Origin of the sequence: Caulobacter vibrioides OR37, assembly GCF_000372645.1 — a bacterium.
GTDB classification, from domain to species: Bacteria; Pseudomonadota; Alphaproteobacteria; order Caulobacterales; family Caulobacteraceae; genus Caulobacter; species Caulobacter vibrioides_E.
On sequence record NZ_APMP01000003.1, the window covers coordinates 122,670 to 149,144 of the forward strand.

31 protein-coding genes are annotated in these 26,475 nt (G+C 68.0%); 16 read left to right on the forward strand and 15 right to left on the reverse strand.

Annotation, left to right across the window (positions count from 1 at the left end; genetic code table 11):
• The first annotated feature begins 48 nt into the window (after positions 1-48).
• Entirely contained in the window at positions 49-1,371 is a 1,323-nt protein-coding gene (locus OR37_RS04550; RefSeq protein WP_004616330.1) for a hypothetical protein, read from the forward strand.
• Positions 1,372-1,497: 126 nt separating this feature from the next.
• Here OR37_RS04550 and OR37_RS04555 read toward each other — a convergent pair whose 3' ends face one another.
• Positions 1,498-3,351, reverse strand: coding sequence for an ABC transporter transmembrane domain-containing protein (locus tag OR37_RS04555; RefSeq protein ID WP_165570572.1), 1,854 nt, complete (start codon positions 3,349-3,351; stop codon positions 1,498-1,500).
• A 124-nt stretch (positions 3,352-3,475) separates the two neighbouring features.
• Between OR37_RS04555 and rpmE the strand changes: the two genes are divergently transcribed.
• Together rpmE and OR37_RS04565 are read left to right on the forward strand one after the other, a co-directional pair.
• Positions 3,476-3,706 (forward strand): 50S ribosomal protein L31, encoded by a 231-nt coding sequence (gene rpmE / locus OR37_RS04560; RefSeq protein WP_004616338.1) that lies wholly within the window; start codon positions 3,476-3,478, stop codon positions 3,704-3,706.
• 338 nt (positions 3,707-4,044) lie between these two features.
• On the forward strand, positions 4,045-4,578 hold the full coding sequence (locus OR37_RS04565) for a hypothetical protein (RefSeq protein WP_035016954.1): 534 nt from the start codon (positions 4,045-4,047) through the stop codon (positions 4,576-4,578).
• 133 nt (positions 4,579-4,711) lie between these two features.
• On the opposite strand, the gene OR37_RS04570 is transcribed toward OR37_RS04565, so the two are convergent.
• Positions 4,712-5,197, reverse strand: coding sequence for a YcgN family cysteine cluster protein (locus OR37_RS04570; protein WP_004616340.1), 486 nt, complete (start codon positions 5,195-5,197; stop codon positions 4,712-4,714).
• Positions 5,198-5,252: 55 nt separating this feature from the next.
• Here OR37_RS04570 and pbpC point away from each other — a divergent pair, with 55 nt between their 5' ends.
• From pbpC to OR37_RS04585, 3 genes are all read left to right on the forward strand, one after another.
• Positions 5,253-7,472 carry a multimodular transpeptidase-transglycosylase PbpC gene (gene pbpC / locus OR37_RS04575; RefSeq protein WP_004616341.1) on the forward strand — a complete coding sequence of 740 codons (2,220 nt, stop codon included), beginning with the start codon at positions 5,253-5,255 and terminating at the stop codon, positions 7,470-7,472.
• 102 nt (positions 7,473-7,574) lie between these two features.
• Complete coding sequence (locus OR37_RS04580; RefSeq protein ID WP_004616343.1) at positions 7,575-8,354, forward strand: hypothetical protein; 780 nt, start codon at positions 7,575-7,577, stop codon at positions 8,352-8,354.
• 100 nt (positions 8,355-8,454) lie between these two features.
• Complete coding sequence (locus OR37_RS04585; RefSeq protein WP_004616345.1) at positions 8,455-10,362, forward strand: S9 family peptidase; 1,908 nt, start codon at positions 8,455-8,457, stop codon at positions 10,360-10,362.
• Positions 10,363-10,413: 51 nt separating this feature from the next.
• Here OR37_RS04585 and OR37_RS04590 read toward each other — a convergent pair whose 3' ends face one another.
• Both OR37_RS04590 and purE read right to left on the reverse strand, forming a co-directional pair.
• Entirely contained in the window at positions 10,414-11,499 is a 1,086-nt protein-coding gene (locus OR37_RS04590) for a 5-(carboxyamino)imidazole ribonucleotide synthase (RefSeq protein WP_004616346.1), read from the reverse strand.
• A gap of 6 nt (positions 11,500-11,505) precedes the next feature.
• The gene (purE, locus tag OR37_RS04595) at positions 11,506-11,997 is read right to left on the reverse strand and encodes a 5-(carboxyamino)imidazole ribonucleotide mutase (protein ID WP_004616348.1); all 492 of its coding nucleotides are present in this window, start codon (positions 11,995-11,997) and stop codon (positions 11,506-11,508) included.
• Between the two features lie 265 nt (positions 11,998-12,262).
• Between purE and OR37_RS04600 the strand changes: the two genes are divergently transcribed.
• Both OR37_RS04600 and OR37_RS04605 read left to right on the forward strand, forming a co-directional pair.
• A complete protein-coding gene (locus OR37_RS04600) occupies positions 12,263-12,976 on the forward strand; it encodes a GGDEF domain-containing protein (protein ID WP_004616350.1) in 714 nt (237 codons plus the stop codon).
• A gap of 135 nt (positions 12,977-13,111) precedes the next feature.
• A complete protein-coding gene (locus OR37_RS04605) occupies positions 13,112-13,474 on the forward strand; it encodes a response regulator (RefSeq protein ID WP_004616352.1) in 363 nt (120 codons plus the stop codon).
• A gap of 16 nt (positions 13,475-13,490) precedes the next feature.
• On the opposite strand, the gene OR37_RS04610 is transcribed toward OR37_RS04605, so the two are convergent.
• The 3 genes from OR37_RS04610 to OR37_RS04620 are packed head-to-tail and all read right to left on the reverse strand — an operon-like array spanning position 13,491 to position 14,888.
• Positions 13,491-13,721 (reverse strand): YdcH family protein, encoded by a 231-nt coding sequence (locus tag OR37_RS04610; RefSeq protein ID WP_081612869.1) that lies wholly within the window; start codon positions 13,719-13,721, stop codon positions 13,491-13,493.
• 58 nt (positions 13,722-13,779) lie between these two features.
• The gene (locus tag OR37_RS04615; RefSeq protein WP_004616356.1) at positions 13,780-14,241 is read right to left on the reverse strand and encodes a TIGR02444 family protein; all 462 of its coding nucleotides are present in this window, start codon (positions 14,239-14,241) and stop codon (positions 13,780-13,782) included.
• A gap of 5 nt (positions 14,242-14,246) precedes the next feature.
• Entirely contained in the window at positions 14,247-14,888 is a 642-nt protein-coding gene (locus OR37_RS04620) for a UbiX family flavin prenyltransferase (protein WP_004616358.1), read from the reverse strand.
• A 129-nt stretch (positions 14,889-15,017) separates the two neighbouring features.
• Here OR37_RS04620 and OR37_RS04625 point away from each other — a divergent pair, with 129 nt between their 5' ends.
• Entirely contained in the window at positions 15,018-15,191 is a 174-nt protein-coding gene (locus tag OR37_RS04625) for a YdcH family protein (protein ID WP_004616360.1), read from the forward strand.
• A 100-nt stretch (positions 15,192-15,291) separates the two neighbouring features.
• On the opposite strand, the gene OR37_RS04630 is transcribed toward OR37_RS04625, so the two are convergent.
• Entirely contained in the window at positions 15,292-16,002 is a 711-nt protein-coding gene (locus OR37_RS04630) for a DUF1013 domain-containing protein (RefSeq protein ID WP_004616362.1), read from the reverse strand.
• Between the two features lie 264 nt (positions 16,003-16,266).
• Between OR37_RS04630 and OR37_RS04635 the strand changes: the two genes are divergently transcribed.
• Positions 16,267-16,983 (forward strand): hypothetical protein, encoded by a 717-nt coding sequence (locus OR37_RS04635; RefSeq protein WP_004616365.1) that lies wholly within the window; start codon positions 16,267-16,269, stop codon positions 16,981-16,983.
• Between the two features lie 4 nt (positions 16,984-16,987).
• On the opposite strand, the gene OR37_RS04640 is transcribed toward OR37_RS04635, so the two are convergent.
• A complete protein-coding gene (locus OR37_RS04640) occupies positions 16,988-17,971 on the reverse strand; it encodes an NAD(P)H-quinone oxidoreductase (RefSeq protein ID WP_004616367.1) in 984 nt (327 codons plus the stop codon).
• Positions 17,972-18,046: 75 nt separating this feature from the next.
• On the opposite strand from OR37_RS04640, the gene OR37_RS04645 reads away from it, so the two are divergent.
• Positions 18,047-18,253 carry a DUF1192 domain-containing protein gene (locus tag OR37_RS04645; RefSeq protein ID WP_004616368.1) on the forward strand — a complete coding sequence of 69 codons (207 nt, stop codon included), beginning with the start codon at positions 18,047-18,049 and terminating at the stop codon, positions 18,251-18,253.
• 180 nt (positions 18,254-18,433) lie between these two features.
• On the forward strand, positions 18,434-18,943 hold the full coding sequence (rcdA, locus tag OR37_RS04650; RefSeq protein ID WP_004616370.1) for a protease adaptor protein RcdA: 510 nt from the start codon (positions 18,434-18,436) through the stop codon (positions 18,941-18,943).
• A gap of 39 nt (positions 18,944-18,982) precedes the next feature.
• Here the strand turns inward: rcdA and OR37_RS04655 are convergent, their stop codons facing one another.
• Positions 18,983-19,663 (reverse strand): COQ9 family protein, encoded by a 681-nt coding sequence (locus tag OR37_RS04655; RefSeq protein ID WP_004616372.1) that lies wholly within the window; start codon positions 19,661-19,663, stop codon positions 18,983-18,985.
• A 180-nt stretch (positions 19,664-19,843) separates the two neighbouring features.
• Here OR37_RS04655 and rpsU point away from each other — a divergent pair, with 180 nt between their 5' ends.
• On the forward strand, positions 19,844-20,077 hold the full coding sequence (rpsU, locus tag OR37_RS04660) for a 30S ribosomal protein S21 (RefSeq protein WP_081612876.1): 234 nt from the start codon (positions 19,844-19,846) through the stop codon (positions 20,075-20,077).
• A gap of 74 nt (positions 20,078-20,151) precedes the next feature.
• Here rpsU and OR37_RS04665 read toward each other — a convergent pair whose 3' ends face one another.
• Complete coding sequence (locus OR37_RS04665) at positions 20,152-21,105, reverse strand: alpha/beta hydrolase (RefSeq protein ID WP_004616376.1); 954 nt, start codon at positions 21,103-21,105, stop codon at positions 20,152-20,154.
• 170 nt (positions 21,106-21,275) lie between these two features.
• A complete protein-coding gene (locus OR37_RS04670; protein ID WP_004616378.1) occupies positions 21,276-22,049 on the reverse strand; it encodes a M23 family metallopeptidase in 774 nt (257 codons plus the stop codon).
• A gap of 335 nt (positions 22,050-22,384) precedes the next feature.
• Here OR37_RS04670 and OR37_RS20620 point away from each other — a divergent pair, with 335 nt between their 5' ends.
• The 3 genes from OR37_RS20620 to OR37_RS04685 all read left to right on the forward strand — a co-directional run bounded on the left by OR37_RS20620 (position 22,385) and on the right by OR37_RS04685 (position 23,421).
• On the forward strand, positions 22,385-22,738 hold the full coding sequence (locus OR37_RS20620; RefSeq protein ID WP_004616380.1) for a UrcA family protein: 354 nt from the start codon (positions 22,385-22,387) through the stop codon (positions 22,736-22,738).
• A 138-nt stretch (positions 22,739-22,876) separates the two neighbouring features.
• Entirely contained in the window at positions 22,877-23,143 is a 267-nt protein-coding gene (locus tag OR37_RS04680; RefSeq protein ID WP_004616382.1) for a DUF4160 domain-containing protein, read from the forward strand.
• A complete protein-coding gene (locus OR37_RS04685) occupies positions 23,140-23,421 on the forward strand; it encodes a DUF2442 domain-containing protein (RefSeq protein ID WP_004616384.1) in 282 nt (93 codons plus the stop codon). The genes OR37_RS04680 and OR37_RS04685 overlap by 4 nt, the downstream gene beginning before the upstream one ends.
• Before the next feature lie 58 nt (positions 23,422-23,479).
• Here OR37_RS04685 and OR37_RS04690 read toward each other — a convergent pair whose 3' ends face one another.
• From OR37_RS04690 to OR37_RS04700, 3 genes are read right to left on the reverse strand one after another with little or no spacing between them, the layout of a single operon-like run.
• Positions 23,480-24,898, reverse strand: a complete 1,419-nt coding sequence (locus OR37_RS04690) for an NAD(P)(+) transhydrogenase (Re/Si-specific) subunit beta (RefSeq protein ID WP_004616386.1) — start codon at positions 24,896-24,898, stop codon at positions 23,480-23,482.
• A gap of 28 nt (positions 24,899-24,926) precedes the next feature.
• Positions 24,927-25,262, reverse strand: a complete 336-nt coding sequence (locus OR37_RS04695) for a proton-translocating transhydrogenase family protein (protein WP_004616388.1) — start codon at positions 25,260-25,262, stop codon at positions 24,927-24,929.
• Positions 25,263-25,287: 25 nt separating this feature from the next.
• On the reverse strand, positions 25,288-26,430 hold the full coding sequence (locus OR37_RS04700; protein ID WP_165570573.1) for a Re/Si-specific NAD(P)(+) transhydrogenase subunit alpha: 1,143 nt from the start codon (positions 26,428-26,430) through the stop codon (positions 25,288-25,290).
• Between the last annotated feature and the right edge of the window lie 45 nt (positions 26,431-26,475).

Here is a 26,475-nt window from a genome sequence, read left to right on the forward strand (position 1 = left end):
ACCGGCCGGAACGGTGCAGCGTGCCGGCCTGAATCTCAGGGGAAGCTCATGAAGCGCCGTCACGCCGTTCTCGCGACCGCCGCCGTCGTCCTGCTGCTGGGCGCGCCCGCCTTCGCCGCCCCGGCGTCTCCGACGCCGGCCGCCGTCGCCTCGGCCAGCCTCGACCGGATCGCCGTCGACTATGTGAAACTGACCCTGGAGGCGGGCGAGCGCGAGCCCGGCTATGTCGACGCCTATTACGGTCCGCGCGAATATCTGACCGTGGCCAAGACGGCTCCGCGCCCGGTCTTCATGCTGCGCAAGGAGGCCGATCGCCTGCGAAAGCTGCTGGCGAAGGTCGCCGACAAGGACCTCTCGCCCGATCTGCGCCGCCGCAAGCTGTTCCTGGCGGGGCAATTGAAGGCCGCCCAGACGCGCCTGGCCATGCTGGCCGGCGACAAGTTCAGCTTCCAGGACGAGGCCGAGGGCCTGTTCGGCGTGCGTCCGGTGCTCAAGCCCCTGAAAAGCTACGACCCGATCCTGGCGCGGATCGACAAGCTGGTCCCGGGCAAGGGCGACCTGGCCGCCCGGGTCGACGCCCTGCAGAACCGCTACGTGATCCCGACCGACAAGGTCGAGGCGGTGATGCGGGCCGGCATCGCCGCCTGCAAGGCCAAGACCGAGGAACACATCAAGCTGCCGGCCGGCGAGCGCTTCGACCTGGAGTTCGTCACCAAGAAACCTTGGAGCGGCTACAACTGGTACAAGGGCGACGCCCACAGCCTGATCCAGATCAACACCGACCTGCCGATCTATATCAGCCGCGCCTTGGATCTGGGCTGCCACGAAGGCTATCCCGGCCACCACGTGCTCAACAGCCTGCTGGAAGAGAAGCTGACCAAGGAAAAGGGCTGGGTCGAGTTCAGCGTCTACCCGCTGTTTTCGCCGCAATCTTTCATCGCCGAGGGCTCGGCCAATTTCGGCATCGAGCTGGCCTTCCCCGGCCAGGCCAAGACCGCGTTCGAGCGCGACAAGCTCTACGCCCTGGCGGGCCTGGATCCGAAGACCGCCGAGGTCTACGGCCAGCTGCAGGACGCCAAGGCCGCCCTGGCCAGCGCCAGCAACACCATCGCGGCGGACTACCTGGCCGGCAAGCTGACCAAGGACCAGGCCGTCCAGCTGTTGATGAAATACAGCCTCTATTCGCGCGGCGGGGCCGAGAAGCGGGTATCGTTCATCGAGACCTACCGCTCTTATGTGATCAACTACAATATCGGCCAGGACATGGTCCGCGACCACGTCTACCGCGCCGGCAAGTCCGAGGCCGCCCGCTGGAAGGCCATGGAGCACGTGATCAGCGAACCGACGACGCCGGCGGACTTGCGGAAGTAGATAGCACCCCTACCCCTTGCGGGGAGTGGGCAGGGGTGGGGGTGTCGGCGCTGGAGCCGGCGGATGCGGCGCTCACTCCCCCATCCCCAACCCCTTCCCCGCAAGGGGGAAGGGGCTACGGCCATCCTAAGCCGCCTCGACCCCGAACTGCAGGCTGGCCAGCCGGGCGTAGAGCCCGCCCTTGGCGGAGAGTTCGGCGTGCGTGCCTTGCTCGACCACGCGGCCCTCCTCCATGACCACGATGCGGTCGGCCTTCAGCACGGTGGCCAGGCGGTGGGCGATGACCAGGGTGGTGCGGCCTTCCATGGCGGCGGTCAGGGCCTGCTGGACCAGGCGCTCGCTTTCGGCGTCGAGGGCGCTGGTGGCCTCGTCGAGCAGCAGGATCGGCGCCTCGCGCACCAGGGCCCGGGCGATGGCCAGGCGCTGGCGCTGGCCGCCCGACAGGGTCTTGGCCCGCTCGCCGACGGGGGTGTCGAAGCCCTTGGGCAGGGCCGACAGGAAGCCCGCGGCCTGGGCGGCCTCGGCGGCGGCCTTGAGCTCGGCGTCCGAGGCGTCCTCGCGGCCGAAGCGGATGTTGTCGAAGGCCGAGCCCGAGAACAGCGGCGAGTCCTGGGCGACCAGGGCCATGCGGGCGCGGACCTCGGCCGGCTCGGCGTCGCGCAGATCGACGCCGTCCAGGCGGATCCCCCCGGCCTGCGGGTCGTAGAACCTCAGGAGAAGCCGCAGCACGGTGCTCTTGCCCGCCCCCGAGGGGCCGACCAGGGCGACGGTCTCGCCGGGCCTGACCGAAAGGGTGAAGCCGTTCAGGGCCGGCAGGTCCGGGCGGCCCGGATAGGCGAAGGTGACGTTGTCGAAGGCGATCGCGCCCTGGGCCGGAACCGGCAAGGCCTTGGGCGTCTCCGGCGCGGCGATGCCCGGGCGGGCGTTCAGCAGCTCGGAGATGCGGTCCATGGCGCCAGAGGCCTTCTGGACATCGCCCCAGACCTCGCCCAGGGCGCCGATCGAGCCGGCGGCCATCACGGCCAGCATGGCGAACTGGGCCAGGGTGCCGCCGGTCATCTCGCCATCCAGCACCAGGCGCGCGCCGGTCCACAGCAACAGGGTGATGCCGCCGAAGGCCAGGACGATGACCATGGCCGTCATGCTGGCGCGGGTGGCGATGCGGCGCACCGAGGCCTTGTAGGCCGCCTCCACGGCCGCGCCGAAGCGGGCGGTCGAGGTCGCCTCGCGACCGAAGGCCTGTACGGTCTCCAGGGCGTCCAGGCTCTCGCCGGCATAGCCCACCGCGTCGGCGAACTTGTCCTGGGCGCTGACGGTCAGCTTGCGCACGCGGCGGCCGACCAGGAACATCGGCGCCAGGATCACCGGGACCATCAGCACGATGAAGCCAGCCAGCTTGGGCGAGACCACCGCCATATAGGTGAGCCCGCCCACCAGGCTGAGAATATTGCGCAGGGCGATCGAGGCCGAGGCGCCCACCAGTTGCTCGATCAAAGAGACGTCGGTGGTCAGGCGCGACAGCACCTCGCCCGTGCGGGTTTCCAGAAAGTATTGCTGGTCCAGGGTCAGGGTGTGGCCATAGAGCGCCCGGCGCAGGTCGGCCACGACCCGCTCGCCCAGGCGCGTGATGAAGAAGAATCGGCAGGCCGTGGCGATGGCCAGCACCAGGGCCACCGCGCCCAGGCCCAGGAACGAACTGTTGATCGCCGCGACATGACCCTTGGCGAAGCCGTGGTCGATCACCCCCTTGAAGGCCGCCGTCAGGCCCAGGGTCGCGCCCGTCGAGAACAGCAGGAAAAAGCCCGCCGCGAAGCCGTCGCCCTTGTGCGCGGCCACGAACGGCAGCAGGTGGACCAGCGGACGGATGTCCTTGCGGCGCGGCCGACGCGCCTTGGCCTCGGCCATGCCCTGGACCAGCTCGGCCCCCGCGCCGGGACGGCCTTCGACCTTTTGGTCGCCGCTGCTCGCGTCAGTCATCAACAGTCCCTTGCCAAAATCGCGCGGGTTCTTTATAGCCGCGCGTCTTCGAGGGCCACCCCGCGCGTGCGCGGATGGCGCCCATCCCAATTCACTCTCGCCGGCTTAGTCGGTCTGGATCGCCGCCATGAAACAAGACATTCACCCCGACTACCACTTCATCACCGTCACCCTGACCGACGGTTCGAGCTACAAGACCCGCTCGACCTACGGCAAGGAAGGCGCGAACCTCGCGCTCGACATCGACCCGCGCACGCACCCGGCGTGGACCGGCGGCAACGCCCAGCTGATGGACCGCGGCGGCCGCGTCTCGCGCTTCAACGCCAAGTTCGCCGGCTTCACCGGCAAGAAGGCCTAAAAGTCCTTCTCGCCGTAAGGGCGACGAGAGGCCGGTTCCGCGTCGCGGGCCGGCCTTTTTCGTGTCTGCGGCCCTGGACGCCACCCTCTCATTAGCGCCGTCATTCCCGCCCTCGTGGCGCCCCCTCTATCCACCGCAGGTGCGGGAGGGGCGGACCGCTAATGCAGTCCGCTGGCCTCTCACGGGTCAGCTGAACCAAGGGCTCCCCCACGAGGGCGGGCGTCCACCGGGACCGACAATGGGTTTCCGTCGCGATCTGAATGTCGGCTTTCTGGCGGCGGGTCGATTTCGGTTCGCGACCCGTTGCGGACCTCCATTCCGAGCATCACAACTAGGCCATGCTCCATCCTCCTCTCTCCCTTCTGATCGCCCTGACTGTGACGGTTAGCCAAGCGGCGGCGGAGCCGCTGGAGCCGCCGATTGTTCAGACAGCCATCCGAGTTGAGCGCGAGCAGAATGGGGCGTGCGCAGAGATACGCGCCGGCAAACCGGGCTCGACGCCGGTGCTGATAATGAGCGACATCTGCCACGGCTGGAGCACCACAACGTGTGCCGATAAGTTGTTTTTCCGTGGCGTGGGGGTGATTGAAGATCAGGGGCGGGTGTTGCTCACCGAGGAAAACCGCGCTGTCGATGCTGTGAGACTAGTGGACCAGAGCATCCGGACGCGCTGGCCTCGCCATGAACATTTGCACCTAACCTTCGGCGCGCCTCGTTGCGACGGGATCGCGCTCGTGCTTCCGTTTTCCGGCTCACACATGCAAGCGGGCACCAATGGGTCGGCGGCCGGCTTCGCTGGAGAGATCCGGGTGAGGAACGCGAATGACCAGCAGGTAACGGTTCAGCCTAAGCGAAAGACAAAAGTCCGCTAGCCACCCCGAACAGCCGGTCGGAATGTCCGCTTTCCGCGCCAGCAAACGGTTTTGCCAGCACCGGCATATCCCCAGTGGTTTCAGGGCGGGAATGACGGTTGGATTTAGTGCGGAGGATCTCCAGCCGGCCTCCTCAGTCCTCCGCCTCATACAGATCGTCCCCGCGATCGCGCATCAAGTCCATCGCGGTGAAGTCCAGGGCGTCCTCGGCGTCTTCGAAGCACAGCTCCGACACCGTCTGATCGCGCACCGAGACGCCGGCCTTGTGGGTGCTGTCCGGGTCGCCAGTGACCAGCGGGTGCCAGGCCGGCAGGGTCTTGCCCTCATGGATCCGGCGATAGCCGCAGGAGCGCGGCATCCACTCCAGATCCTCGATATTGTGCGGCGTGAGCTTGATGCAGTCCGGCACCGTCTTCTTGCGGTTCGGATAGTCCTTGCAGCGGCACAGGTGTTCGTCGAACAGCTGGCAGTGCACCCGCGTGGGGATGATCTCGCCGGTGTCTTCGTCTTCGAAGCGAACCAGGCAGCAAAGACCGCAGCCGTCGCATAGGCTCTCCCACTCGGAGACGGTCATTTGCAGGAGCGTCTTCGTCTCCCAGAAAGGTTTGCGTGGCGTCATGCCGCCGTCCTAAACCCGATTTACCCGGCGACCAAATAGAGCCTGACCTGAAACCGTGAACGATTGGACGCTGCCGCCCTACAAGTTCGACGATCAGGACCCGCGCGAGCCGGCGCGGGAGCCTCGATCCGGCGCGCCCGAGACTCCGCATGATCCTTGGGCGCAAGAGCCCCCGCCCCGCGACCCTTTCCAGCTTTCCGACAGCCTGCCCCCGCCTCCCCCTCCGCCGACCCCGCCATCGGGTCCGTCGCCCGATGAGCCGTTCCGCGCCGATCTCCAGCACACCGCCTCGCGGAAGAAGGCGCGCAAGTTGGGCTGGGTGCTGGGAACCCTGGCGGCGCTGGTCCTGGTCGCCGTCCTCGCCGTCGGCGGCGGCGCGGCCTATGTCTGGACCAAGTATCTGAAGGACACGCCCCAGCTGCCCTCGCGCGAGGCGCTGTTCGCCGTGAACCGCGCGCCCGGCATCCGCTTCGAGGACCGCAACGGCCAGGTGATCGCCACGCGCGGCCCGCGCTATGGCCAGCGCATCACCCTGGGCTCGGTGCCCAACTACGTGCCGATGGCCTTCCTGGCCGCCGAGGACCGCCGCTTCTACCAGCACGGGGCCATCGACGTGCAGGGCATCGGCCGGGCGGCCTGGGTCAACTGGCGCGGCGGCAAGACCCGCCAGGGCGCCTCGACCCTGACCCAGCAGCTGGCCAAGGGCCTGTTCCTGACGCCCGACCGCGTGGTCAAGCGCAAGCTGCAGGAGATGCTGCTGGCCTATCGGCTGGAGAAGGTGCTGACCAAGGACGAGATCCTCGAGCTCTATCTGAACCGCATCTATTTCGGGGCCGGCACCTATGGCGTCGACGGCGCGGCCCAGACCTATTTCGGCAAGCCCGCCAGCCAGCTGACCATCGCCGAAGCGGCCCTGCTGGCCAGTCTGCCCAAGGCCCCGACCCGCCTGGCCCTGACCCGCGACATGGAGCGCGCCCTGGCCCGCTCGCGGCTGATCCTGGCCAATATGCGCAAGGAAGGCTGGATCACCGCGGAGCAGGAAGATCAGGCGCTGCGCGACACTCCGCGCCTGTCGGGCCTGGCCTTGCAGGACGAGGGCGACTTCGGCTGGGTGCTGGACTACGCCACCGCCGAAGCGGTCAAGGTCGCCGGCCAGAACGCGCCCGACCTGGTCGTCCGCCTGACGATCGACCCGCGTCTGCAGCGCGAGGGCGCCGAGATCGTGCGCCAGACCATGGCCACGGAAGCGACCCGCTCGGGCGCGACCCAGGCGGCCCTGCTGTCGCTGTCCGCCGACGGGGCCATCCGCGCCATGGTCGGCGGAACCGACTACGGCGAAAGCCCCTTCAACCGCGCCGTCCAGGCCAAGCGCCAGCCGGGCTCCAGCTTCAAGCCGTTCATCTACGCCGCCGCCGTCGAGAAGGGGGTCAGGCCCACCGATATCCGCGTCGACGAGCCGGTGAAATTCGGCGACTGGTCGCCGGAGAACTACAGCGGCGGCTATCGCGGCCCGATGACCGTCGAACAGGCCCTGATCACCTCGACCAACACCATCGCCGTCAAGCTGGCCCAGGAGGCCGGCGGCGCGGCGATCGGCGACCTGGTGCGCCGGTTCGGGGTCACCAGCCTGCCGCCCGCGCCCGACCTATCGGTGGCGCTGGGCTCCTACGAGGTCAACCTGCTGCAGATGACCTCGGGCTTCCAGGTGTTCCAGCAGGGCGGCGTGCGGATCGAGCCCTATGTCATCGAGTCGATCGCCACCCAGGGCGGTCAGCCGATCTTCCAGCATCAACCGCCGCAGAGCGACCGCCGCGTCTACGACATCGGCAACGCCAGCATCATGGTGAAGATGATGAAGAAGGTGGTGTCGGACGGCACCGCCAAGCGCGCCGCCTTCGGCCGCCCCGCGGCGGGCAAGACCGGCACCAGCCAGAACTGGCGCGACGCCTGGTTCATCGGCTTCACGCCCGACTATGTCACCGGCGTCTGGGTGGGCAACGACAACGAAAAGCCGATGAACAAGGTGGTCGGCGGCGATATTCCGGCCAGCATCTGGCGGCGCTTCATGATGACCGCCCACCAGGCCCTGGCCGTGCGCGACTTCCCATGGCTGCTGCCCGATCCGACGCCCCAGATGAGCCCCGACCCGCGCAACGGCTTCTACGAGACCCTGTCGGCCGAGTTCGCGCGCGCGGCTTCCGAGCTGGACGATACGCAACAGGCCAATCCTCCGGCGGCCCAGCCAGGAAGGCCGGTGGATCAACTGCCCTACTGACGATATCGCGTTCGCCAGCAAAATCGGATCGCCCCCTGGCGGCGCGGGGGAACTTGACGCTAAAGCTTCGACGGGCCCGCGAAGACCGCCCAGGAGATCCCCATGTCGCGAACGCGCCCGATCGGTCCGCGCCTGTCGATGGCCTTCGTGGCCCTGGCCACGCTGAGCGCCTCGTCCGCCCTGGCTCAGACGGACGAGATCCAGGTCTATGACGGCGGTCTGGCCGCGCCCGGCGTGGTGAACCTGACCCTGCACGACAACTACACGCCGCGTGGCGCGCGGACTCCCGGATTTCCGGGCGGGATCGCGCCGAACCACACGCTGAACGGCGTGCCCGAGTTCGCCTATGGCGTGACGCCCTGGTTCGAGGCCGGGCTCTATCTGCCGCTCTACACGCTCCAGTCCAACGGCCGCGCGCGGCTGGACGGCTTCAAGCTGCGCGCCCTGTTCGCCGCGCCCGACGCCGACCGCCGCGACCTGTTCTACGGGGTCAATTTCGAGTTCAGCGTCAACAGCCGGCACTGGGCCGAAAAACGCACCGGCGGCGAGATCCGCCCGATCATCGGCGCGCGACATGGCCCTTGGACGGTGATCGCCAATCCGATCCTCGACACCGACTATCGCGGCGTCTCGCACATGACCTTCGCGCCCGCCACCCGCGTGGCCTACGACCTGTCCAAGACCTGGACGGTAGCGGGCGAGACCTATAGCGACTTCGGCGAGATCCGGCGCTTCTCGCCGCGCGCCCAGCAATCCCATCAGGTCTTCGCCGTCGTCGACCACAAGGCGGCGAACCTGGACATCGAAGCGGGGGTCGGCTGGGGCCTGACCCAGGCCAGCGACAAGCTGGTCCTGAAGCTGATCCTCTCGAAGGATCTCTGAGCGCCGGCCGTCCCGCCGGCGGCCGAAATATTTCCGACACACTTGCACGCCAAGCCGGCCGCGCGCTTTATCGCGCACCGGTTTTTCGAAGGCTGATCGAATGTCGTTCCTGCTCTCCCTGACGGCGGCCGCCGCGCTGCAAGCCGCGCCGTCCGCGCCGATCCATACCTACGAGGGCCTGGCCCTGGCGCCGGGCGGCCAGCGCTTCGCCTCCGTCGAGGGCCAGGAGACGCGGGACGCGGCCAGCGAGCATCACGCCAAGGTCGTGGTCCGCTCGGCCAAGGGCGAGATCGTCGGAACCTTCGACCCCTGCCCGACCTGCCGCTACGCCGCCCCGGCCTGGTCGGCGAACGGCCAGGCGCTGGCCTTCATCGGCTCGGGCGGCGGGACCGCCACGCTGTACGTCGTCGAGGGCGACAAGGTTCGCGAGGCCGCCAGCCTGAAGGGCGTGGCCGGCAAGCCGCGCTGGGCGCCCGACGGCCAGTCGATCGCCCTGCTGGCCACCGCCGGCGCGCGCAAGGAGACCGGCGCCACCCAGGCCGGCGCCCGCCAGATCGGCGAGATCGGCGCGGCCGAGGTGACCGATGAGCAGCGCATCGCCGTGGTCCCCGTCGCCGGCGGCCCGCTGAAGTTCGTCTCGCCCGACAATGTCTTCGTCTACGAGTACGACTGGACGCCCGACGCCAAGGGCTTCGTGGCCACGGCGGCCGAGGGCGATGGGGACAACAACTGGTGGATCGCCAGCCTGCGCGCCTACGGCCTAGACGGCCAGGCCCGCGTGATCGCCGCGCCCAAGATGCAGCTGAACGCCCCGCGCGTGTCGCCCGACGGCAAGACCGTGGCCTTCATCGGCGGGCTGATGAGCGACTTCGGCGCGGTCGGCGGCGACGTCTGGACCGTGCCGATGGCCGGCGGGACCCCGACCAACCTCACCCAGGGCTACAAGGGCACCTTCACCAGCCTGGCCTGGACCGCCAAGGGCCCGATGGCCTCGGCCGTGCTGGGCGGCGACAGCGCCATCGCCCGCATCGATCCGGCCGGCGGCGCCAAGGTCACGGTTCTGGCGCGCGGCGAGGTCTCCTACGCCGCCGGAGACGGCCGGGTGGCCTTCGATCCGAGCGGCAAGACGGCCGCGGCGGTCGTCGAATCGTTCACCCAGGCCGCCCAGGTGCGCCTGGGCGCGCCGGACGCGATGAAGCCGGTCACGCACGACAACGACGGCGCCGCGGCGATCTATTCGGGCAAGAGCGTCACCTGGAAGAACGACGGCTTCGACGTCCAGGGCTGGCTGCTGGCCCCGACAAAGGTCGAGCCGGGCAAGACCTATCCGATGGTGGTCAATGTCCACGGCGGCCCCTCGTCGGCGGTGACGGCCCGGTTCGGGACCAGCGGCTATGTCTATGACCTGCTGAAGGCCGGCTATTACGTCTTTCAGCCCAATCCGCGCGGCAGCTTCGGCCAGGGCGAGGCGTTCAAGGCCTCGAACCGCCGCGACTTCGGCGGCGGCGACCTGCGCGACATCCTGGCCGGCGTCGACGCGGTCGAGAAGATCGCCCCGATCGACGACAAGCGCCTGGGCGTCTATGGTCACAGCTACGGCGGCTACATGACCATGTGGACCGTGACCCACAGCCAGCGCTTCAAGGCCGCCGTGGCCGGCGCCGGCATCGCCAACTGGATCAGCTATTACGGCCAGAACGGCATCGACCAATGGATGGTCCCGTTCTTCGGCGACACCGCCTATAACGACCCGGCGATCTACGACCAGCTGTCGCCGATCCGCGCGATCAAGGCCGCCAAGACCCCGACCTTCGTCTATGTCGGCGAGCGCGACGTCGAATGCCCGCCGGCCCAGTCGCTGGAGTTCTGGCACGGCCTGAAGGCCATGGGCGTCCCGACCTCGCTGGTCATCTACGCCGACGAGGGCCACGGCATCCGCAAGGCCGAGCACAAGACCGATCTCAGCAACCGGATCGTCGGCTGGTTCGACAAGTATCTGGGAAAGTAGGGCGGCGGATCCTCCCCCGCGAGGCGGGGGAGGCCCTTGTTTGGGCTTGGATCAGTCCCGCAGCGGCCGCAGACGGTTCACGTGGCCCATCTTGCGGCCGGGGCGGGCCTCGCCCTTGCCGTAGAGATGGACGCGGGTCTCGGGTTCGGCGGCCAGCTTCTTCCAGGCGTCGACGTCCGCGCCCAGCAGGTTGGTCATCTCGACATGGTGGTGCGGCGCGGTCGGCCCCAGCGGCCAGCCGGCGACGGCCCGGATATGCTGCTCGAACTGGTCGACCTCGCAGCCGTCCTGGGTCCAGTGGCCGGTGTTGTGGACGCGGGGCGCGAACTCGTTGACCAGCAGCTTGCCGCCCGCCAGCTCGAACAGCTCCACGCCGATGACGCCCACATAGTCCAGCGCGGTCAGGATCTTGGCGGCGATGGCCTCGGCCTGGTCGCGGGTGGCGGGGGTGATCTTGGCCGGCGCGACGGTGCGGCGCAGGACGCCGCCCTCGTGGTGGTTCTCGCTGACCGGATAGCAGGCGATCTCGCCATCGCGGCCGCGCGCGGCGATCACCGACAGTTCGCGGCCGAAGTCGGCGGGCGCCTCGAGAATCGCCGCCTGACGGCCGATCCGGTCGAAGGCGGCCTCGGCGTCGGTCGCCTTCTGGATCCAGGCCTGGCCCTTGCCGTCATAGCCTTCGCGCCGCGTCTTCAGCAGCGACGGCGCGCCGATCCGAGCCACGGCCTCCGCCAAGCTCTCGCTGTCGTGGACCGGGGCGAAGGCCACGGTCGGCACGCCAATTTCGGCCAGGAAGGTCTTCTCGGCCACGCGGTCCTGGGCGGCGGCCAGGGCCTTGGCGCCGGGCGAGACCACCGCGCCCAGGGTGGTCAGCTCCGACACGGTGTCGGCAGGAACGTTCTCGAACTCGTAGGTGACGACGTCGCAGGCCTCGGCCAGGCGTTTCAGCGCCCAGCGATCGTCATAGGCCGCCACGATCTGGCGGGCGGCGACGCGGCCGGCGGGCGCGTTCTCCTCCGGGTCCTGGATAACGACGTCGAAGCCCAGCCGCGCGGCGGCCAGGGCCAGCATCCGTCCCAGTTGTCCCCCGCCGAGGATGCCGATGGTCGAACCGGGAACGAGGGGGAAGGAAGGCATCGTCTCTTAGTCCTCGACGCTCTCGGCGACGCTGTCGGTCTGGGCGGCGCGGAACGCGGCCAGGCGCTGGGCCAGCGCCGCGTCCGACAGGGCCAGGATCTGGGCGGCCAGCAGGCCGGCGTTCTTGGCCCCGGCCTCGCCGATCGCCAGGGTCGCCACCGGGACGCCGCCCGGCATCTGCACGATCGACAACAGGGAATCCAGCCCGCTCAGCGCCTTGGATTGCACCGGAACGCCCAGCACCGGCAGGTTGGTCATCGCGGCGGCCATGCCCGGCAGGTGCGCCGCGCCGCCGGCCCCGGCGATGATCACCTTGTAGCCGGCCTTTTCCGCGCCGGTGGCGAAGTCGAACAGGCGCTGGGGCGTGCGGTGGGCCGAAACCACCTTGGCCTCCCAAGCCACGCCCAGGCCGTCCAGCGCGTCGGCGGCGCCCTTCAGGGTCGGCCAGTCCGAGCGGCTGCCCATGATGATGGCGACAGGCGGGGTGGCGGCGGTCATCGGCGTCGTCCCTTGGGCGCGTGAGGCGAAAGCCGCGCCTGGCTTTTCGAACCGGGGCCCGCCCCTTTCGACAGACCTCGGACGGCGAATGAAAGCCGCCCCGTATGCGCGTCCGCCCCCTTCGCGCAAGCCCAAAACGTCAAAAGTCGCCCATAAGTCGCGCCGCGGCCTTATGCGCCTGCGGCTTATGGGCGCGACCGATTGCGTCGAACACGGTTCCCGTTAACCATAAGGCAGCTGTGCAATATCGATTCTCGCAAGGCCCATGAAGATTACCGGCGCCCGGACCGAACCTTTCGCCGCCATCCGCAAGCGGGCCCTGGCGCGCGCGGGGGCGCAGGTCGTCGCTCGCGAAGTCGCCGCGCCCGACAGCGCCGCCTTCTTGGGCCTGTCCGAAGCCGACATGACGCCCAAGGTCGTCGAGGCGCTCAAGACCTTGATGACCGAGATCGAGGACCTGCGCGGCGAGGTCGCGATGCTCAAGCTGCGCCTCAACGAAGCCCAGAACCTGGCCGACATGGACGTGCTGGCGCCGGTGCTGAACCGCCGGGCTTTCCTGCGCGAGATGAAGCGCGTGGCCTCGTTCGCCCAGCGCTACGGCTCGCCGGCCAGCGTGGTGTTCTTCGACCTCGACAACTTCAAGAGCGTCAACGACCGCTTCGGCCACGCCGCCGGCGACGAGGCCCTGAGGGCCGTGGCCAAGCGCCTGCAGGCCAATGTCCGCGAGAGCGACCTGGTGGGCCGCATGGGCGGCGACGAGTTCGCCGTGCTGCTGGCCCAGGCCGACAAGGAAACCGCCGTCAGCAAGGCCCAGAGCCTGGCCGACGCCATTCGTGACCAGCCGGTGCAGTTCGGCGAATGGTCGGCGCCGCTGCACGTCTCCTGGGGCGTGCGCGAGATCGAGCCCGGCGCCGATCCGGAAGTGGCCCTGACCGAAGCCGACGCGGCGATGTTCCTGAAGAAGCGCAAGTCCGCCTGAACGAAACTTCTTCCTTTCGTTTACCCTTTTTGCTTATCAACCGCCGGTTATGCGACCTTATCGCACGGCGACTCGCATCCTCGCCGCGCGTTAACAGGTCTTTAGAAACGGTGAAGACAGCTGGGCGCGGGACGAATGCAGCGTATTCTGGTCGCCGAGGATGATCCGGTCCTCTCGATGATCTACGAGATCACCCTGACCGAGGCCGGTTTCGAGGTCCTGCTGTGCCGGGACGGTCAGGAGGCCTTCGAGGCCCTGGACGCCTTCGCGCCGGATCTGGTCATCACCGATCACGTCATGCCGCGCATGAACGGCGGCGACCTCGTCACCGCCGTCCGCGCGCGTCGGCCCCAGGCCCTGACCCTGATGGCCTCGGGCGTCAACGCGCGTCTCCTGAAGACCGATCAGCACGCCGACGCGCGTCTGGAAAAGCCGATCACGCCCGGCGGCCTGCTGCGGACCGTCCGCGCGATGGAGGCCCGCCGCGCGGCGGCGTGATCAGGCTGCAGTATCGCTAGGCTATAATGTCCGGCGTCAGGAGATCCTCCAGCCGGATGATCTCGTCCTTCAAAGCCAGCTTCTTCCGCTTCAGGCGGGCGATCTGCAGCATGTCGGGCTGATAGCGCTCTTCCAGGGCCTGGATGGCGTCGTCGAGATCCTTGTGCTCCTCGCGCAGGTCGGCGAGGCGACGTTCGATCGCGATGTCGGTGTCTTCCGACGGATCATCGTCGTTCATGGACGTCATCTCAGGTGGGCCCCGTGTCGCAGGATAGATAGGAAAGGCTGACGACCGGTAAAGGCGGTCAGGCGTCAGCGGTCTCGAGGGCGGTCGCCAGCCGCTCCAGGGCGGCGCGGCGGGGCGGGTCGCCCGAGGCCTCGGCGGCGGCGATCAGGCCCTCCAGGATCGGCAAGGGCGCGCCCGGCGGACCGCTCAACACCTCCAGCCCCTCCATCAGCACGCGTTCGCCGTGGAGTTCGACGACCTTCACCGCCTCGCGAAAGGCGTCCTTGGCCGTGTCTTCGATCGGGGGACGCGCGGGCTTCAGCGCACGGCGCACGCCGCGCAGCGGCGCGCCGATCTCGGCGTCCCACTGGCGCATCAGGCGGGCGGCCTCGCTCAGCGGCGCGGAGCGCCCCTCCCCCGCCATCCAGGCCGCCCAGAGAAGCCAGGGCACGTTCTGGCCGTGGCCGTCCTGCAGGTTCAGGCACGCCGCCGCGACAGGTTGCCGCGCATAGGCCGCCACGGCCCAGTCCCAGAACCGCATCGCCGTTAACCCTCGCCCCCAGTATCGCCCTTGCCGGCCAGGGTCGGCAGGTCCTCGCCCCAGCGCTTCACCGGTCGCCAGGAGAGGTCGAACAGGTCCAGCGCCCGGCCCACCGACTGGTCGACCATCTCGGCGATCGAGGCCGGCTTGGCGTAGAAGGCCGGCAGCGGCGGCGCGATCACCGCCCCCATCTCGGCCAGCTTGGTCAGGGTCCGCAGGTGGCCCAGATGCAGCGGCGTCTCGCGCACCATCAACACCAGGGTCCGCCGTTCCTTCAGGGTGACGTCGGCGGCGCGGGTCAGCAGCGAGGACGTCACGCCGGTGGCGATTTCGCTCATCGTCCGCACCGAGCACGGCGCGACGATCATGCCGAGCGTGCGGAACGAACCCGAGGCGATCGAGGCGCCCACGTCGGCGGCGCGGTGGACCACGTCAGCCTTGGCGTTGACCTCGGCGACCGTCAGATCTGCTTCCTGGGCGAGCGTCAACGCCGCCGATTTGGACAGGACGAGGTGGCTCTCGACGCCCAGTTCGCGCAGCGCATCCAGCGTGCGAAGGCCATAGACCACGCCCGAGGCGCCCGTGATCCCGACCGTCAACCGCGCCGGTTCCCTTGGGCGATCAACGGTTTTCGAAACGTCGGTCATGGTGAATGTTCGTCCGTCATGGGAGCAAAAGCGCCCGCGTCAAGCGGAGCCCGTTGCAATCATATGTGATCTGACAGCGTCGCGCAGCGGGTGTTCACTTTTGTCTCCAACAGCAAGGAGCCGAGAGCCATGGCCATCGAATCCCGTATCCGCGAGCTTGGGTCCCGTCACGAGAACCTCGATCGCAAGATCCAGGAGGAGACCAATCGACCCGGTTACGACGCGACGCTGCTCAGAGAGCTGAAGCGTCAGAAGCTTAGGCTGAAGGAAGAGATCGAAGGCCTTCGATCGCGAATGCACTAGCTGCTAAGCAGCCGAAAAAACGAGAGGCCCCGCTCCGGCAAGGAGCGGGGCCTTTGTTGTTTCGCCCCCGCCGCCCAGGGCGCCGGGGAGATCGGATATCCTACTCTTCGTCTTCCTCGTCGACATAGCCGGTCGACTTGCCGAACACGTCCTCGGCCTTGATGTCGCCGCGCGGCGCGCGGAAATCTTCCTCTTCCTCGACCTCCGGCTCGAACTGGCCGGCTTCCGAGGCGGGACGCAGGGTCGGGTCTTCCGGCACGATGCCGCGCTTGGCGTCGTCCTTGGCCTTCTTCTCGGCGGCCTTCTTGACCAGGGCGTCCAGCTCCAGCTGGCCGACGAGGCCCAGGGTCACGGGATCGACCGGCTTGATGTTGGCCGCGTTCCAGTGCGTGCGAGCGCGAACCTGCTCGATCGTGGCCTTGGTCGTGCCCAGGATCTTGGAGATCTGGGCGTCGGTCACTTCGGGGTGGTGGCGCAGGAACCAGGCGATGGCGTCCGGACGGTCCTGACGGCGCGACACGGGCGTGTAGCGCGGAGCCTTCTTGGCCGGCTTCAAGAGCTCGGCGTGGCGGCTGACCTGGGCCTTCATCCGATAGTCGGGATTGGCCTGGGCGCGGTCCAGCTCCTCGCGGGTCAGCTGGCCGTTGCCGATCGGATCGGCGCCCCGGATGTCGCGCGCCACCTCGCCATCGGCGATGCCGCGCACTTCCAGCGGATGCAGGCCGCAGAAGTCGGCGATCTGCTCGAAGCTGAGCGAGGTGTTGTCCACCAACCAGACGGCGGTCGCCTTGGGCATCAGGATGTCGGACATGCGGTCCTCCAGAAATGACGGCGCCCGGCCTTTCGGCCGGGCGGGGTATTGTCATCGCTATAATGCGGTTCTCGAAAAAAGGGAACGGGGAAGCGCGGGATTCCCGCCAATTCCATTGAGCCGTCAGTGACTTCAGATTTCCGCGTCTGGCGACGGCGGCGCCCCCGTCCGCCACCCGACGACCGCGCCAAGGCCCCGAGTGTTTTCATGGAATACTCTTATGAGTTGTTATAGGCTGAGCATTCCACCAGAAAGGGGGTTTCAATGGCTTTCGACAAGATTCTCTGGGTCGTGAACTACGACAAGCTGAGCGACTTCGTGGCCGAGGCGTCCGCCGCCAAGGTGACGGGTGTCGCGATCCGCACCGACAACGACCTGGACGCGGCGATCACCGCGTTCCACGCCAAGAACATCAAGGTCTATGGCTGGCGCTGGCCATCGGCCAAGGAAGACGCGGCCATGAAGGAAGCGGCCAAGGCCGTGGCGCTCTTCGGCAAGGGGCTGGACGGCTACTACGTCGATCCCGAAGGCGAGAAGGGCAAGCCCTACGACTGGGATCTCCCGGGCCTGGGGCCGCTGGCGGCGAAGTTCAGCCAGACCATCGCCAACGCGGCAGCCGGCAAGCCCTATGGCGTCACCTCGCACTACCGGGGCAAGGCCCAGCACAAGAACCTGCCCTGGGCCGAATTCTTCCAGCACGCCACCGTACTGCTGCCCCAGGCCTATTGGCGGGTCGAAGGCGGCGTGGTCGGCCACGGCGACCCGGCCGACAACTACGCCCAGGCCCTCAAGTTCTGGAAGGCGACCGGCGGAAAGTTGGAACGGATCAAGCCCATGGCGGGCGAGATCGCCTTCGCCAAGCCGGCCGAGATCAACGCCTACGCCGCCGCGGCCGCCGCCAACCACGTGTCGGAGCTGCACTTCTATACGGCGACCGACACCGTCAAGCCGGCGGTGTGGGCGGCGATCGCCGCCCTCTGAAGCCTCAAGCCACCAGCACCACCTTGCCCACGTGCTCCCCGGCCTCGAGGTGCGCGTGGGCCTTGGCCGCGTCGACCAGCGGGAAAGTGGCGTCGATCAGGGGACGAACCTTGCCCGCCGCGATCCACGGCCAGACCACGCGCTCGACCTCGGCGGCCAGTCGGGCCTTTTCATCGGCCGAGCGGGGCCGCAGGGTCGAGCCGGTGATCACCGCCCGCTTCTGCATGATCTTCATCACCGGGACCTCCAGCGTCGCGCCGCCCAGGCTGGCGATGTAGACGATGCGGCCGCCCGTCTTCAGGGCGTCGAGGTTCTGGTCGAAATAGCTGGCCCCGACCATGTCCAGCACCACGTCGGCGCCGCCGGCCGCCTTGACGACCTCGGCGAAGTCCTCGGCCTTGGCGTCGATGGCGATGTCGGCGCCAAGCGCCAGCGCCTTGGCCTTCTTGTCGGGACCGCGCCCGGTGGCGATGACCTTGGCGCCGGCCGCCTTGGCCATGGCGATCGCCGTTGTTCCGATTCCGGACGTTCCACCATGGACCACCAGGGTCTCGCCGGCCTTGAGGGCGCCATGCTCGAACACATTGGCGAAGACGGTGAACACCGTTTCGGGCAGGGCCGCGGCGTGAACCAGGTCCAGCGCGCCCGGGATCGGCAGGGCGTGGCGGGCGTCGACGACGGCGTATTCGGCATAGCCGCCCCCGCCCAGCAGGGCGCAGACCTTGTCGCCGACCCGCCAGCGTCCCCCGCCCTCGCCGAGGGCCACGACCTCGCCCGCCACCTCCAGGCCCAGGGTCGTCGGCGCGCCCGGCGGCGGGGGATAGAAGCCCAGACGCTGCAGCAGATCCGGACGGTTGACGCCAGCGGCGGCGACCTTGATGAGCGCCTGGCCCGGCCCTGGCTCGGGCCGCTGGACCTCGACCGCCCTCAGCGCCTCGGCGGGTCCCTTGCCGCCCTCGATCTCGATGGCCGTCATCGTCTGGCTCATGGCCGGCTTTCCTCGTGATGCTTGCCTTGGAGCCTAGGTAGGCGTCAGATATCCGACGGAAAAGGAGAAAAGCCGATGTTCGAGGAGCCTGCGGAACCCCGCGCCTTCAGCGGACGCGCCCTGGGCGAGACGACCCACGAGGACCTGGAGGTCTACGGCGTCTCGGAATTGGAGCAGCGGATCCTGACCCTGCAGGCCGAAATCGAACGCACCAAGGCCCAGCTGGCCAAGAAAAAAGCCGGCCGAGACGCGGCCAATGCGCTGTTTGGCCGCCTGGACTAACGGTTCCTTTAAGGTTTCGGTGAGGTTACTGGCGTCTTAAGCGCAATCCGCTTTAGCCGCCTTGAGTATGGTCGGTTCGAAGGGGTGGGTCGCAACGGGACGATGGGTTCTGGCACGGGCGTTGCAGTTCCGTCGCCGAGCGAGGCGTCCTCGCGGCCTTTCGAGGGGCATTGAGTAGCTATGACCGAAGTGAACGCGTTCGCGGACACGCCTTGGCGCGCTGGAGTGATCCAGGACTTCGCGCGATCGGAACTGTTCGACCGCACGTTCGAGGAAGGCATGCAGCTGGTCGAGGAGACCGCCGCCTATCTCGACGGGGCCGGTCGCCATGACAGCAAGATCCTGTCCCGCAACGCCGCCCTGGGCTACGCCGCCGAGAGCATGCGCCTGACCACCCGCCTGATGCAGGTGGCCTCGTGGCTGCTGGTCCAGCGCGCCGTCCGCGAAGGCGAGATGCCGCCGGAAGCCGCCTGCGCCGAAAGCTACCGCCTGGGCGAGGAAGCCGCCGCCGAGACGCCGGCCGTTGAGGAACTGCCCTTCGGCCTGACCAACCTCTTGACCCGCTCCGAGCGACTCTACGAGCGCGTCCGCCACCTGGACCGCCGCATGTATGTCGAGGCCCCGCACGAGGAAGCCCCCCGCCCGGTGCAGGCCCACTTCGACCGCCTGACGGCGGCGTTTGGGGGGTAGGTTTCAGAGCAGCCCTATCTCTTCGAGAGAGAGGGAGCTTTATGCCTTCCCGTACCGCATCCGCGCCAGGGCCGAGACCACCTCGGTGGCCAGGTCCATCGGCTTCAGGCCCGCCTTCCATTTTTCGAAGGCCATGACGTTGTCGATGCGGGCGTCCAGGTGCGACAGCGCCGAGGCGCGGCCCGAGGCCAGGTCGACGGCCAGGGTCGAGACCAGGATCCCCGACAGGATGGCCCGCTTCGAATAGTGATTCTCGTCGGTGGCGGTGTCGCCGGCCCAGCGCCAGAGCGCGTCGGCCGAGTCCCAGGTCAGGCGGACGGCCAGGGCCAGGTTGGTCGGGAAGGCCAGGAAGACGGCCAGAGGGCGCAGCACGTCGGCGTTCTGGGCGGCCGCGTCGAGTCGGGCGACGACGCCTTCCCGGATCCGCTGGCGAATCTTCAGGGCCGCGACGTCCAGGGCCGCGAGACGTTCCAGAGCCGCCGCGTCATGGCGCCGCGACAAAAGGGCGGCCAAGTCGCGCGGCCCCTCGGGAAGCAGCAGCTGGCCTTCGGCCTCTGAAAGGCCGGCCGCCGCCAGGGCGCGGGCGACCAGGGCCGTGTTCCAGCCGGTTCGCGGCGCCAGGCGCAGGGCCTCGTCCAGCACGCGCTGCTCGGCCGAGTCGGCCCACGAGGCGGCGGGCGGACCGGAAACTTGGAGGGAGGGGTCGACGGTCTGGCTCATGAATCCGAGTCTACACCGGTGTTTAGGCCGCGTCGCGCATGGACAGACGCCGTCCGCTCTGCTATCAGCCCCGCCTCATCGCCTGGAAGCACCCCTTCCGGGCTGCTGGTTTTGTTCGCCCGCCCGGCCCCTCAAGAGGGACTTGGGAAATTGGTCGGGCTGTCGAATGGAGAGATACCCCTGGTCCAGATTTTCGTCCGCGACAACAACGTCGATCAGGCCCTGAAGGCCCTGAAGAAGAAGATGCAACGCGAAGGCTCGTTCCGCGAAATGAAGCGGCACGTGCACTACGAAAAGCCGTCGGAAAAGCGCGCTCGCCAGAAGGCCGAAGCCGTCCGTCGCGCTCGCAAGCTGGCCCGCAAGCGCGCTCAGCGCGAAGGCCTGCTGCCGATGCCGAAGAAGGCCAGCCGGTAAGACCAGGCGCTTTTCTTCGCTGAAGATTTCGAAAGCCGCGCGGCGATCCGCGCGGCTTTCGTCGTTTCCGGGGTTCAGCCCTTGGCCGCGTCGGCCACGAAGGCGACCGCGCGCACGATATGGTCGGCGAAGCGGCGGCCGATCAGCAGGGTGTGGGTGGCGGCCTCGACGTGATCGACCAGGCCGTGCTGGGATGCCTGGGCGGGGGCCGATTGCAGCGCCTTGAACGCCTCACGCCCCTTCACCGGGCCGGCGGTGACCACGGCCACCGGCCACTTGGGATCGTAGGGCGGCTGGGCGCCGGCCTGGGCCGAGGCCTGGGGCCACAGCGCAACCTCGTCGGCCGCCGTGCGATTGTGACGCGCATTGGCGAAGGCCCAGCCCTTCTCGGCCTTGGCGGCCGGCGGCAGGTCGATCTTGTCGCCCAGGCGCGTGTGGATCAGCGGCTTGTAAAGCCCCAGGGCGGCCCCGCGCGCGGCCCATTTCGAGACGCTGGCGAAGACCTCGATGAAGTTGCGGATCCGGGGATCCTGGGCGGCTTCCGGCGTCGCGGCGTCGACCAGGACCAGGCCCGCGACCTTGTCCGGATTGCGCCCGGCGAACTCGCGCAGCCGCAGGCCGGCCATCGAGTGGCCGACCAGGATGTAGGGGCCCGGCTCGTCCGAGGCGGCGATCAGCTTCTCGAAGTCGGAGACGATGGCCAGGCCGTCGCGAGGGCTGGGGCCAGGCGGGGAATAGCCCATGCCGGCCCGATCATAGGCGCAGGACCGCCAGCCGGCGCCGGTCAGGGCTTCCTGGGTCGCGCCCCAGTCGGCGGCGAAGCCGAACGCCCCCGCCTCCAGCCAGACCACGGGACGATCGCTCTTGGGCCCTTCGCAGACCAGTCGCAGCGAACGCCCCGGCTCGATCTCGACCATCCGCCCCCGAGGCTTGGGCGCCCCCGCGGCGCTCATCAGCCCGCCGACGGCGATATACGAGACGACGAGAAGCGCGAAGCCGGCGGCGCCGCGACCGAGGAACTGGATCATGCCGTCAATGTAGTGGCGGTTTGTGACGCGTCGAGCAAGGTCGCGCCGTCGTCGGAGCTTTAGAGCCCTTCCGATCCGACTGATCCAATCCGATCGGATAAAAGGGCTCTAAATCAAAAGTTCAGAGCATTTTTCGACCGATAGCCGTTTCACACCTATCGGAAAATGCTCTAGCCAGCCTGCACGGCGATCCGCGCGCGGACACGGCCGTTCCTTAGATGCGCGACCTTGATCGCGCCAGGCTTGGCGCCGACCCCCTGGGGCCAGGTCGACACGGTGGCCCGGCGCACCTTGCGCGAGACCTTGGCGGCGGCCTTCAGCGGCAGGTCGTCGGCCTTGGCGAAACTCTGTCCCAGGAAGAAGCTGGGGTTCAGCGGCTTCTTGCCCTGACGGATCTCGAAATGCAGGTGCGATCCGGTGGAGTGGCCGGTGTTGCCGACATAGGCCAGCACGTCGCCGCGATGCAGATAGGCGCCGCGACGGACGCCCTTGGCCTGGGCCGACAGATGGGCGTACAGGCTGGTCAGGCCGCCCTTGTGCACGATCTCGACGAAGCGGCCGTAAGAGGAACTGATCCCCGTGCGGATCACCACGCCGTCGGCGGCCGCCTTGACGGCCGCGCCGCTGGGGGCGGCGATGTCGACGCCCTCGTGCAGACGGCCGTTCTCTTCCCAGGGCAGTTGGCGCAGACCGAACGGCGAGTTGATCACGCGCCCCGGCAAGGGCGCGTCGAAACGGAAGGCCGGCGGCGGGGGCGGCGTCGCCTCGGCCTTCTCGACGGGCGCTGGGGCGGGCGCCAGCGTCGGGCGCATCTCCATCTGGGCGACCCACTGGCCCAGCATCAAGGCCCCGTTCAAGGCGCCGGCCATGGCCGCCACGCCGAGGGCCGTGATGAAGGCGACGCGCAGGGACGTGGACTGAAGCGCCAGGCTCTTGGGGGTCAAACCGCTACCTCTTCGTCGTTCGGCCAGGCGAGAGAACCGCGCGCTCGGACAAGCTCCTCTCATGGCCCAGCTTTCGGGATGATGAATCGAGGGCGGTCTATCTCCCCGCTATGGGGCGAAAGCGGGGCGCGGCTTAACCATTCGTTCACCACGCCGATCAATCCACGTGAACCGACATGTATTCGTCACAGATTACGGAACGTTCATATATTAAATGGACGTCATTCTATTAATTACACGTCATGAATGAGGTGTAACGGGACTTCGCCAATGCTTGGGAATACACAGTATTCATCGGCGCACGGAACAGCGCCCAACCAGAGGGATACTTCAAAATGCGCAAGTTCGTCACCCGTATCGCCACCGTCGCCAGCCTGACCCTGGCCGCCGTCCCGGCCCTTGGCCTGACCCAAGCCGCCAGCGCCGCCCCCCGCGAACCGGTCGCCCGCGTCGCCTTCGGCGACCTGAACCTCTCCCAGCCCGCCCAGGCCGCGATCTTCAAGGCGCGCGTCGACGCCGCCGGCGAGAAGCTGTGCCGCGAACGGATCAACGCTGGCCTGACGTCGCTGCCGCTGCGCGGCTGCATGGGCGAAGTCCATCGCGAAGTCGATCGCCAACTGTCGGACAATCAGCGCCAAGCCCTGACCGTCGCCGCCCGCGCCTCGGCCAGCCAGATGGCCGCCCGGTGATCGCAAGGCCGCGTCCCAACACCCACCTCCCCGCACCCCGCGACAGAGGCCCCAGGCGATCCCTGGGGCCTCTGTTTATTCAGGATTGCATCGGGGCTATAAATCACTTATAGGTTGATTTCAACAACGAGACATCGCGTGCCGATTATTTCGACCTTCTTCGGCATCGTCATCAGGATCTACTTCAGCGATCACAACCCGCCTCATCTGCATGCCGAGTATCAAGAATATGAGGCCATGTTCGACATTCGAACCTGTGAGGTCCTAGAGGGGCAGCTACCGCGCCCTCAAAAAATCAAGGTGGTTCGTTGGATCCGGGCCCATCAAGTTGAATTGGCGGACAATTGGGATCGGGCGTACAATGACCGTCCGACGTTTCGGATCCAGGGACTGGACCAACCGTGACCATCAAGCTCGTCAAGGCTGTGCGCGTTAAGGCCGTTCCGGGCTACAAGCTCGACATCGCCTTCTCGGACGGTTCGTTCGGCGTATTCGACTTCAGCGACATCAAAACGTCCCGGGGCGAGATGGCGCTCCCCCTGCACGACGAAACCTTCTTCGCCCGCGTCTTCCTGGAAGAAGGCGCCCCGACCTGGCCCAACGGCTACGATGCCGACCCCAGCAACATCCGCATGAAACTCGAGGCCGCCGGAACACTTCGCACCGAGGGCGCGGCGGCCTGAACGAAAAAGGCCCCGGCGTCTCCGCCAGGGCCTTCGGCGTTTCGCTCCAGAACGAGCCCTACAGCCCCTTCACGATGCCCTCGACCATCTTCTTGGCGTCGGCGAACAGCATCATCGTGTTGTCCTTGAAGAACAGCTCGTTCTCGACGCCGGCATAGCCCGAGGACATGCCGCGCTTGACGAACAGCACCGTGCGGGCCTTCTCGACGTCCAAGATCGGCATCCCGAAGATGGCGCTGGTGGGGTCGGTCTTGGCGGCCGGATTGGTGACGTCATTGGCGCCGATCACGAAGGCCACGTCGGCCGTCGAGAACTCGCTGTTGATGTCCTCCAGCTCGAAGACCTCGTCATAGGGGACATTGGCCTCGGCCAGCAGCACGTTCATGTGGCCCGGCATCCGGCCCGCGACCGGGTGGATGGCGTACTTCACCTCGACGCCCTCCTCCTTCAGCTTGTCGGCCATTTCGCGCAGGGCGTGCTGGGCCTGGGAGACGGCCATGCCGTAGCCCGGGACGATGATCACCTTGCTGGCGTTCTTCATGATGAAGGCCGCGTCGTCGGCGCTACCCTGCTTGACCGGGCGCGTCTCGACCTTGCCGCCCGCGCCGGCCGCCGCCGCGTCGGCGCCGAAGCCGCCCAGGATCACCGAGACGAAGCTGCGGTTCATGCCCTTGCACATGATGTAGGACAGGATCGCGCCCGACGAGCCGACCAGGGCGCCGGTGATGATCAGGGTGGTGTTCTCCAGCGTGAAGCCCAGGGCCGCCGCCGCCCAGCCGGAATAGCTGTTCAGCATCGACACCACGACGGGCATGTCCGCGCCGCCGATCGGGATGATCAGGGTGACGCCGATCAGCAGGCTGAGGGCGAAGATGCCCCAGAAGGCCCAGATGGCGTGACCGCCGCTGACCACCAGCACCACGATCAGCGCCACGATGGCGGCCGCGATCAGGATATTCAGCAGGTGACGAGCCGGCAGCAGGATCGGCGCGCCGCCCATGTTGCCGTTCAGCTTGGCGAAGGCGATGACCGAGCCGGTGAAGGTGATCGCGCCGATGGCCAGGCCCAGCGACAGCTCGATCAGGCTCTTCAGCTGCACCGAGCCGTCCGGCAGGGCGATGTGATAGGCGCCGGGCGTGTAGATGGCGGCCACGGCCACCAGGCAGGCGGCCATGCCGACCAGCGAGTGGAAGGCGGCGACCAGCTGCGGCATCGAGGTCATCGGCACCTTGCGGGCGATCACCGCGCCCACGCCGCCGCCGACGGCGACGCCGGCGATGATAAGGCCCAGGGTCACCGGGTCCAGCGCCCCCTGGCCCCACAGGGTGGCCAGGGTGGTCAGCACGGCGATGGTCATGCCGACCATGCCGTAGGTGTTGCCCTTGCGGCTGGTCTCGGGGCTGGAAAGCCCGCGCAGCGCCAGGATGAACAGCACCCCGGAAACGAGGTACAGGATGGCGGCGAGATTGGCGTTCATTGTTCTATTTCCCCCTGCTCTCGCCCGCTCACTTCTTCTCTTTCTTCTTGTACATCGCCAGCATCCGCTGGGTGACCAAGAAGCCGCCGAAGATGTTGACCGCCGCGAAGCCCGCGGCGATCGCGCCGGCTCCCTTGGAGATCCAGGTCGAGCCGGCGACCGCGCCGCCGGCCAGGTCGCTATTGGCGCCGTGGGCGGCCGCCGCCAGGAGGGCGCCGACGATGATCACCGACGAGATGGCGTTGGTGACGGCCATCAGCGGCGTGTGCAGCGCGGGCGTCACGCTCCAGACGACGTAGTAGCCGACGAAGATGGCGAGCACGAAGATCGCCAGACGGAACACGGTGGGGTCGACGGCTTCCATGGGAGCCTCCCTTTCGATGCTGGAGTTAGGCGGTCTTCAAATTCGGATGCACGATCGCGCCGCCGCGCGTGACGACAGCGGCCTGCAGGATCTCGTCCTCGAAGTTGGGCGCGAACTCCCCCTCCTTCGTCGTGAACAGGGTCGAGAGGGCCACCAGGTTGCGGGCGTAGAGCGCGCTGGCGTCGGCGGCGATGCGGCCGGGCAGGTTGGCGTGGCCGAGGATCTTCACCCCATTGGCGGTGACGACCGTCTCGTTTAGCTTGGCCCCCTCGACATTGCCGCCCTGCTCGATGGCCAGGTCGACCAGGATCGAGCCCGGACGCATCGAGGCGACCTGGGCGGCGCTGACCAGTTTCGGGGCCGGACGACCGGGGATCAGGGCCGTGGTGATGACGATGTCCTGCTTGGCGATGTGGCTGGAGACCAGCTCGGCCTGCTTGGCCTGGTATTCCTTGGACATCTCCTTGGCGTAACCGCCGGCGGTCTGGGCGTTCTTGAACTCCTCGTCCTCGACGGCCAGGAACTTGGCGCCCAGCGACTCGACCTGCTCCTTGGTGGCGGGGCGCACGTCGGTGGCGGTGACCACCGCGCCCAGACGGCGGGCGGTGGCGATGGCCTGCAGGCCGGCGACCCCCACGCCCATGATGAATACCTTGGCCGCGGCGACGGTGCCGGCGGCGGTCATCATCATCGGCAGGGCCTTGCCATAGGCCTCGGCGCCCTCGATCACCGCGCGGTAGCCGGCGAGGTTGGCCTGGGACGAGAGCATGTCCATCACCTGGGCGCGGGTGATGCGCGGGATGAACTCCATGGCGATCGCGGTCGCGCCGGCCTTGGCCAAGGCGTCCAGCGTCTCCTTGTCCTGGTAGGGATTGAGCGCGGCGGCGACGATCGCGCCGCTCTTCAGGGCCGCGATCTCGGTGGCTTCCGGCGCGCGGACCTTGAACAGGACGTCGGCGTCCTTCAGGGTCTCGGCGGCGGTCTTGGCGATCTTGGCGCCGGCCGCTTCGTAGTCGGCGTCCGGATAGGACGCGGCCGTCCCGGCGCCGGCCTGAACCACGACCGAGAAGCCAGCGGCGGCCAGCTTCTTGACGGTCTCAGGCGTGGCCGCGACCCGCGTCTCGTTCGCGCGGGTTTCTTTCGTGACGGCGATGACGGCCATCGGCATACCCTCCCCAGAGCGCTGTTACCCCAGCAGCATGACGGGCTCTCT

Coding starts and splice junctions, on each gene's coding strand:
- OR37_RS04550 (WP_004616330.1), top strand. CDS start 49: ATGAAGCGCCGTCACGCCGTTCTCGCGACCGCCGCCGTCGTCCTGCTG.
- rpmE (WP_004616338.1), top strand. CDS start 3,476: ATGAAACAAGACATTCACCCCGACTACCACTTCATCACCGTCACCCTG.
- OR37_RS04565 (WP_035016954.1), top strand. CDS start 4,045: ATGCTCCATCCTCCTCTCTCCCTTCTGATCGCCCTGACTGTGACGGTT.
- OR37_RS04570 (WP_004616340.1), bottom strand. CDS start 5,197: ATGACGCCACGCAAACCTTTCTGGGAGACGAAGACGCTCCTGCAAATG.
- OR37_RS04580 (WP_004616343.1), top strand. CDS start 7,575: ATGTCGCGAACGCGCCCGATCGGTCCGCGCCTGTCGATGGCCTTCGTG.
- OR37_RS04585 (WP_004616345.1), top strand. CDS start 8,455: ATGTCGTTCCTGCTCTCCCTGACGGCGGCCGCCGCGCTGCAAGCCGCG.
- OR37_RS04590 (WP_004616346.1), bottom strand. CDS start 11,499: ATGCCTTCCTTCCCCCTCGTTCCCGGTTCGACCATCGGCATCCTCGGC.
- purE (WP_004616348.1), bottom strand. CDS start 11,997: ATGACCGCCGCCACCCCGCCTGTCGCCATCATCATGGGCAGCCGCTCG.
- OR37_RS04600 (WP_004616350.1), top strand. CDS start 12,263: ATGAAGATTACCGGCGCCCGGACCGAACCTTTCGCCGCCATCCGCAAG.
- OR37_RS04605 (WP_004616352.1), top strand. CDS start 13,112: ATGCAGCGTATTCTGGTCGCCGAGGATGATCCGGTCCTCTCGATGATC.
- OR37_RS04610 (WP_081612869.1), bottom strand. CDS start 13,721: ATGACGTCCATGAACGACGATGATCCGTCGGAAGACACCGACATCGCG.
- OR37_RS04615 (WP_004616356.1), bottom strand. CDS start 14,241: ATGCGGTTCTGGGACTGGGCCGTGGCGGCCTATGCGCGGCAACCTGTC.
- OR37_RS04620 (WP_004616358.1), bottom strand. CDS start 14,888: ATGACCGACGTTTCGAAAACCGTTGATCGCCCAAGGGAACCGGCGCGG.
- OR37_RS04625 (WP_004616360.1), top strand. CDS start 15,018: ATGGCCATCGAATCCCGTATCCGCGAGCTTGGGTCCCGTCACGAGAAC.
- OR37_RS04630 (WP_004616362.1), bottom strand. CDS start 16,002: ATGTCCGACATCCTGATGCCCAAGGCGACCGCCGTCTGGTTGGTGGAC.
- OR37_RS04635 (WP_004616365.1), top strand. CDS start 16,267: ATGGCTTTCGACAAGATTCTCTGGGTCGTGAACTACGACAAGCTGAGC.
- OR37_RS04640 (WP_004616367.1), bottom strand. CDS start 17,971: ATGAGCCAGACGATGACGGCCATCGAGATCGAGGGCGGCAAGGGACCC.
- OR37_RS04645 (WP_004616368.1), top strand. CDS start 18,047: ATGTTCGAGGAGCCTGCGGAACCCCGCGCCTTCAGCGGACGCGCCCTG.
- rcdA (WP_004616370.1), top strand. CDS start 18,434: ATGACCGAAGTGAACGCGTTCGCGGACACGCCTTGGCGCGCTGGAGTG.
- OR37_RS04655 (WP_004616372.1), bottom strand. CDS start 19,663: ATGAGCCAGACCGTCGACCCCTCCCTCCAAGTTTCCGGTCCGCCCGCC.
- OR37_RS04665 (WP_004616376.1), bottom strand. CDS start 21,105: ATGATCCAGTTCCTCGGTCGCGGCGCCGCCGGCTTCGCGCTTCTCGTC.
- OR37_RS20620 (WP_004616380.1), top strand. CDS start 22,385: ATGCGCAAGTTCGTCACCCGTATCGCCACCGTCGCCAGCCTGACCCTG.
- OR37_RS04690 (WP_004616386.1), bottom strand. CDS start 24,898: ATGAACGCCAATCTCGCCGCCATCCTGTACCTCGTTTCCGGGGTGCTG.
- OR37_RS04695 (WP_004616388.1), bottom strand. CDS start 25,262: ATGGAAGCCGTCGACCCCACCGTGTTCCGTCTGGCGATCTTCGTGCTC.
- OR37_RS04700 (WP_165570573.1), bottom strand. CDS start 26,430: ATGCCGATGGCCGTCATCGCCGTCACGAAAGAAACCCGCGCGAACGAG.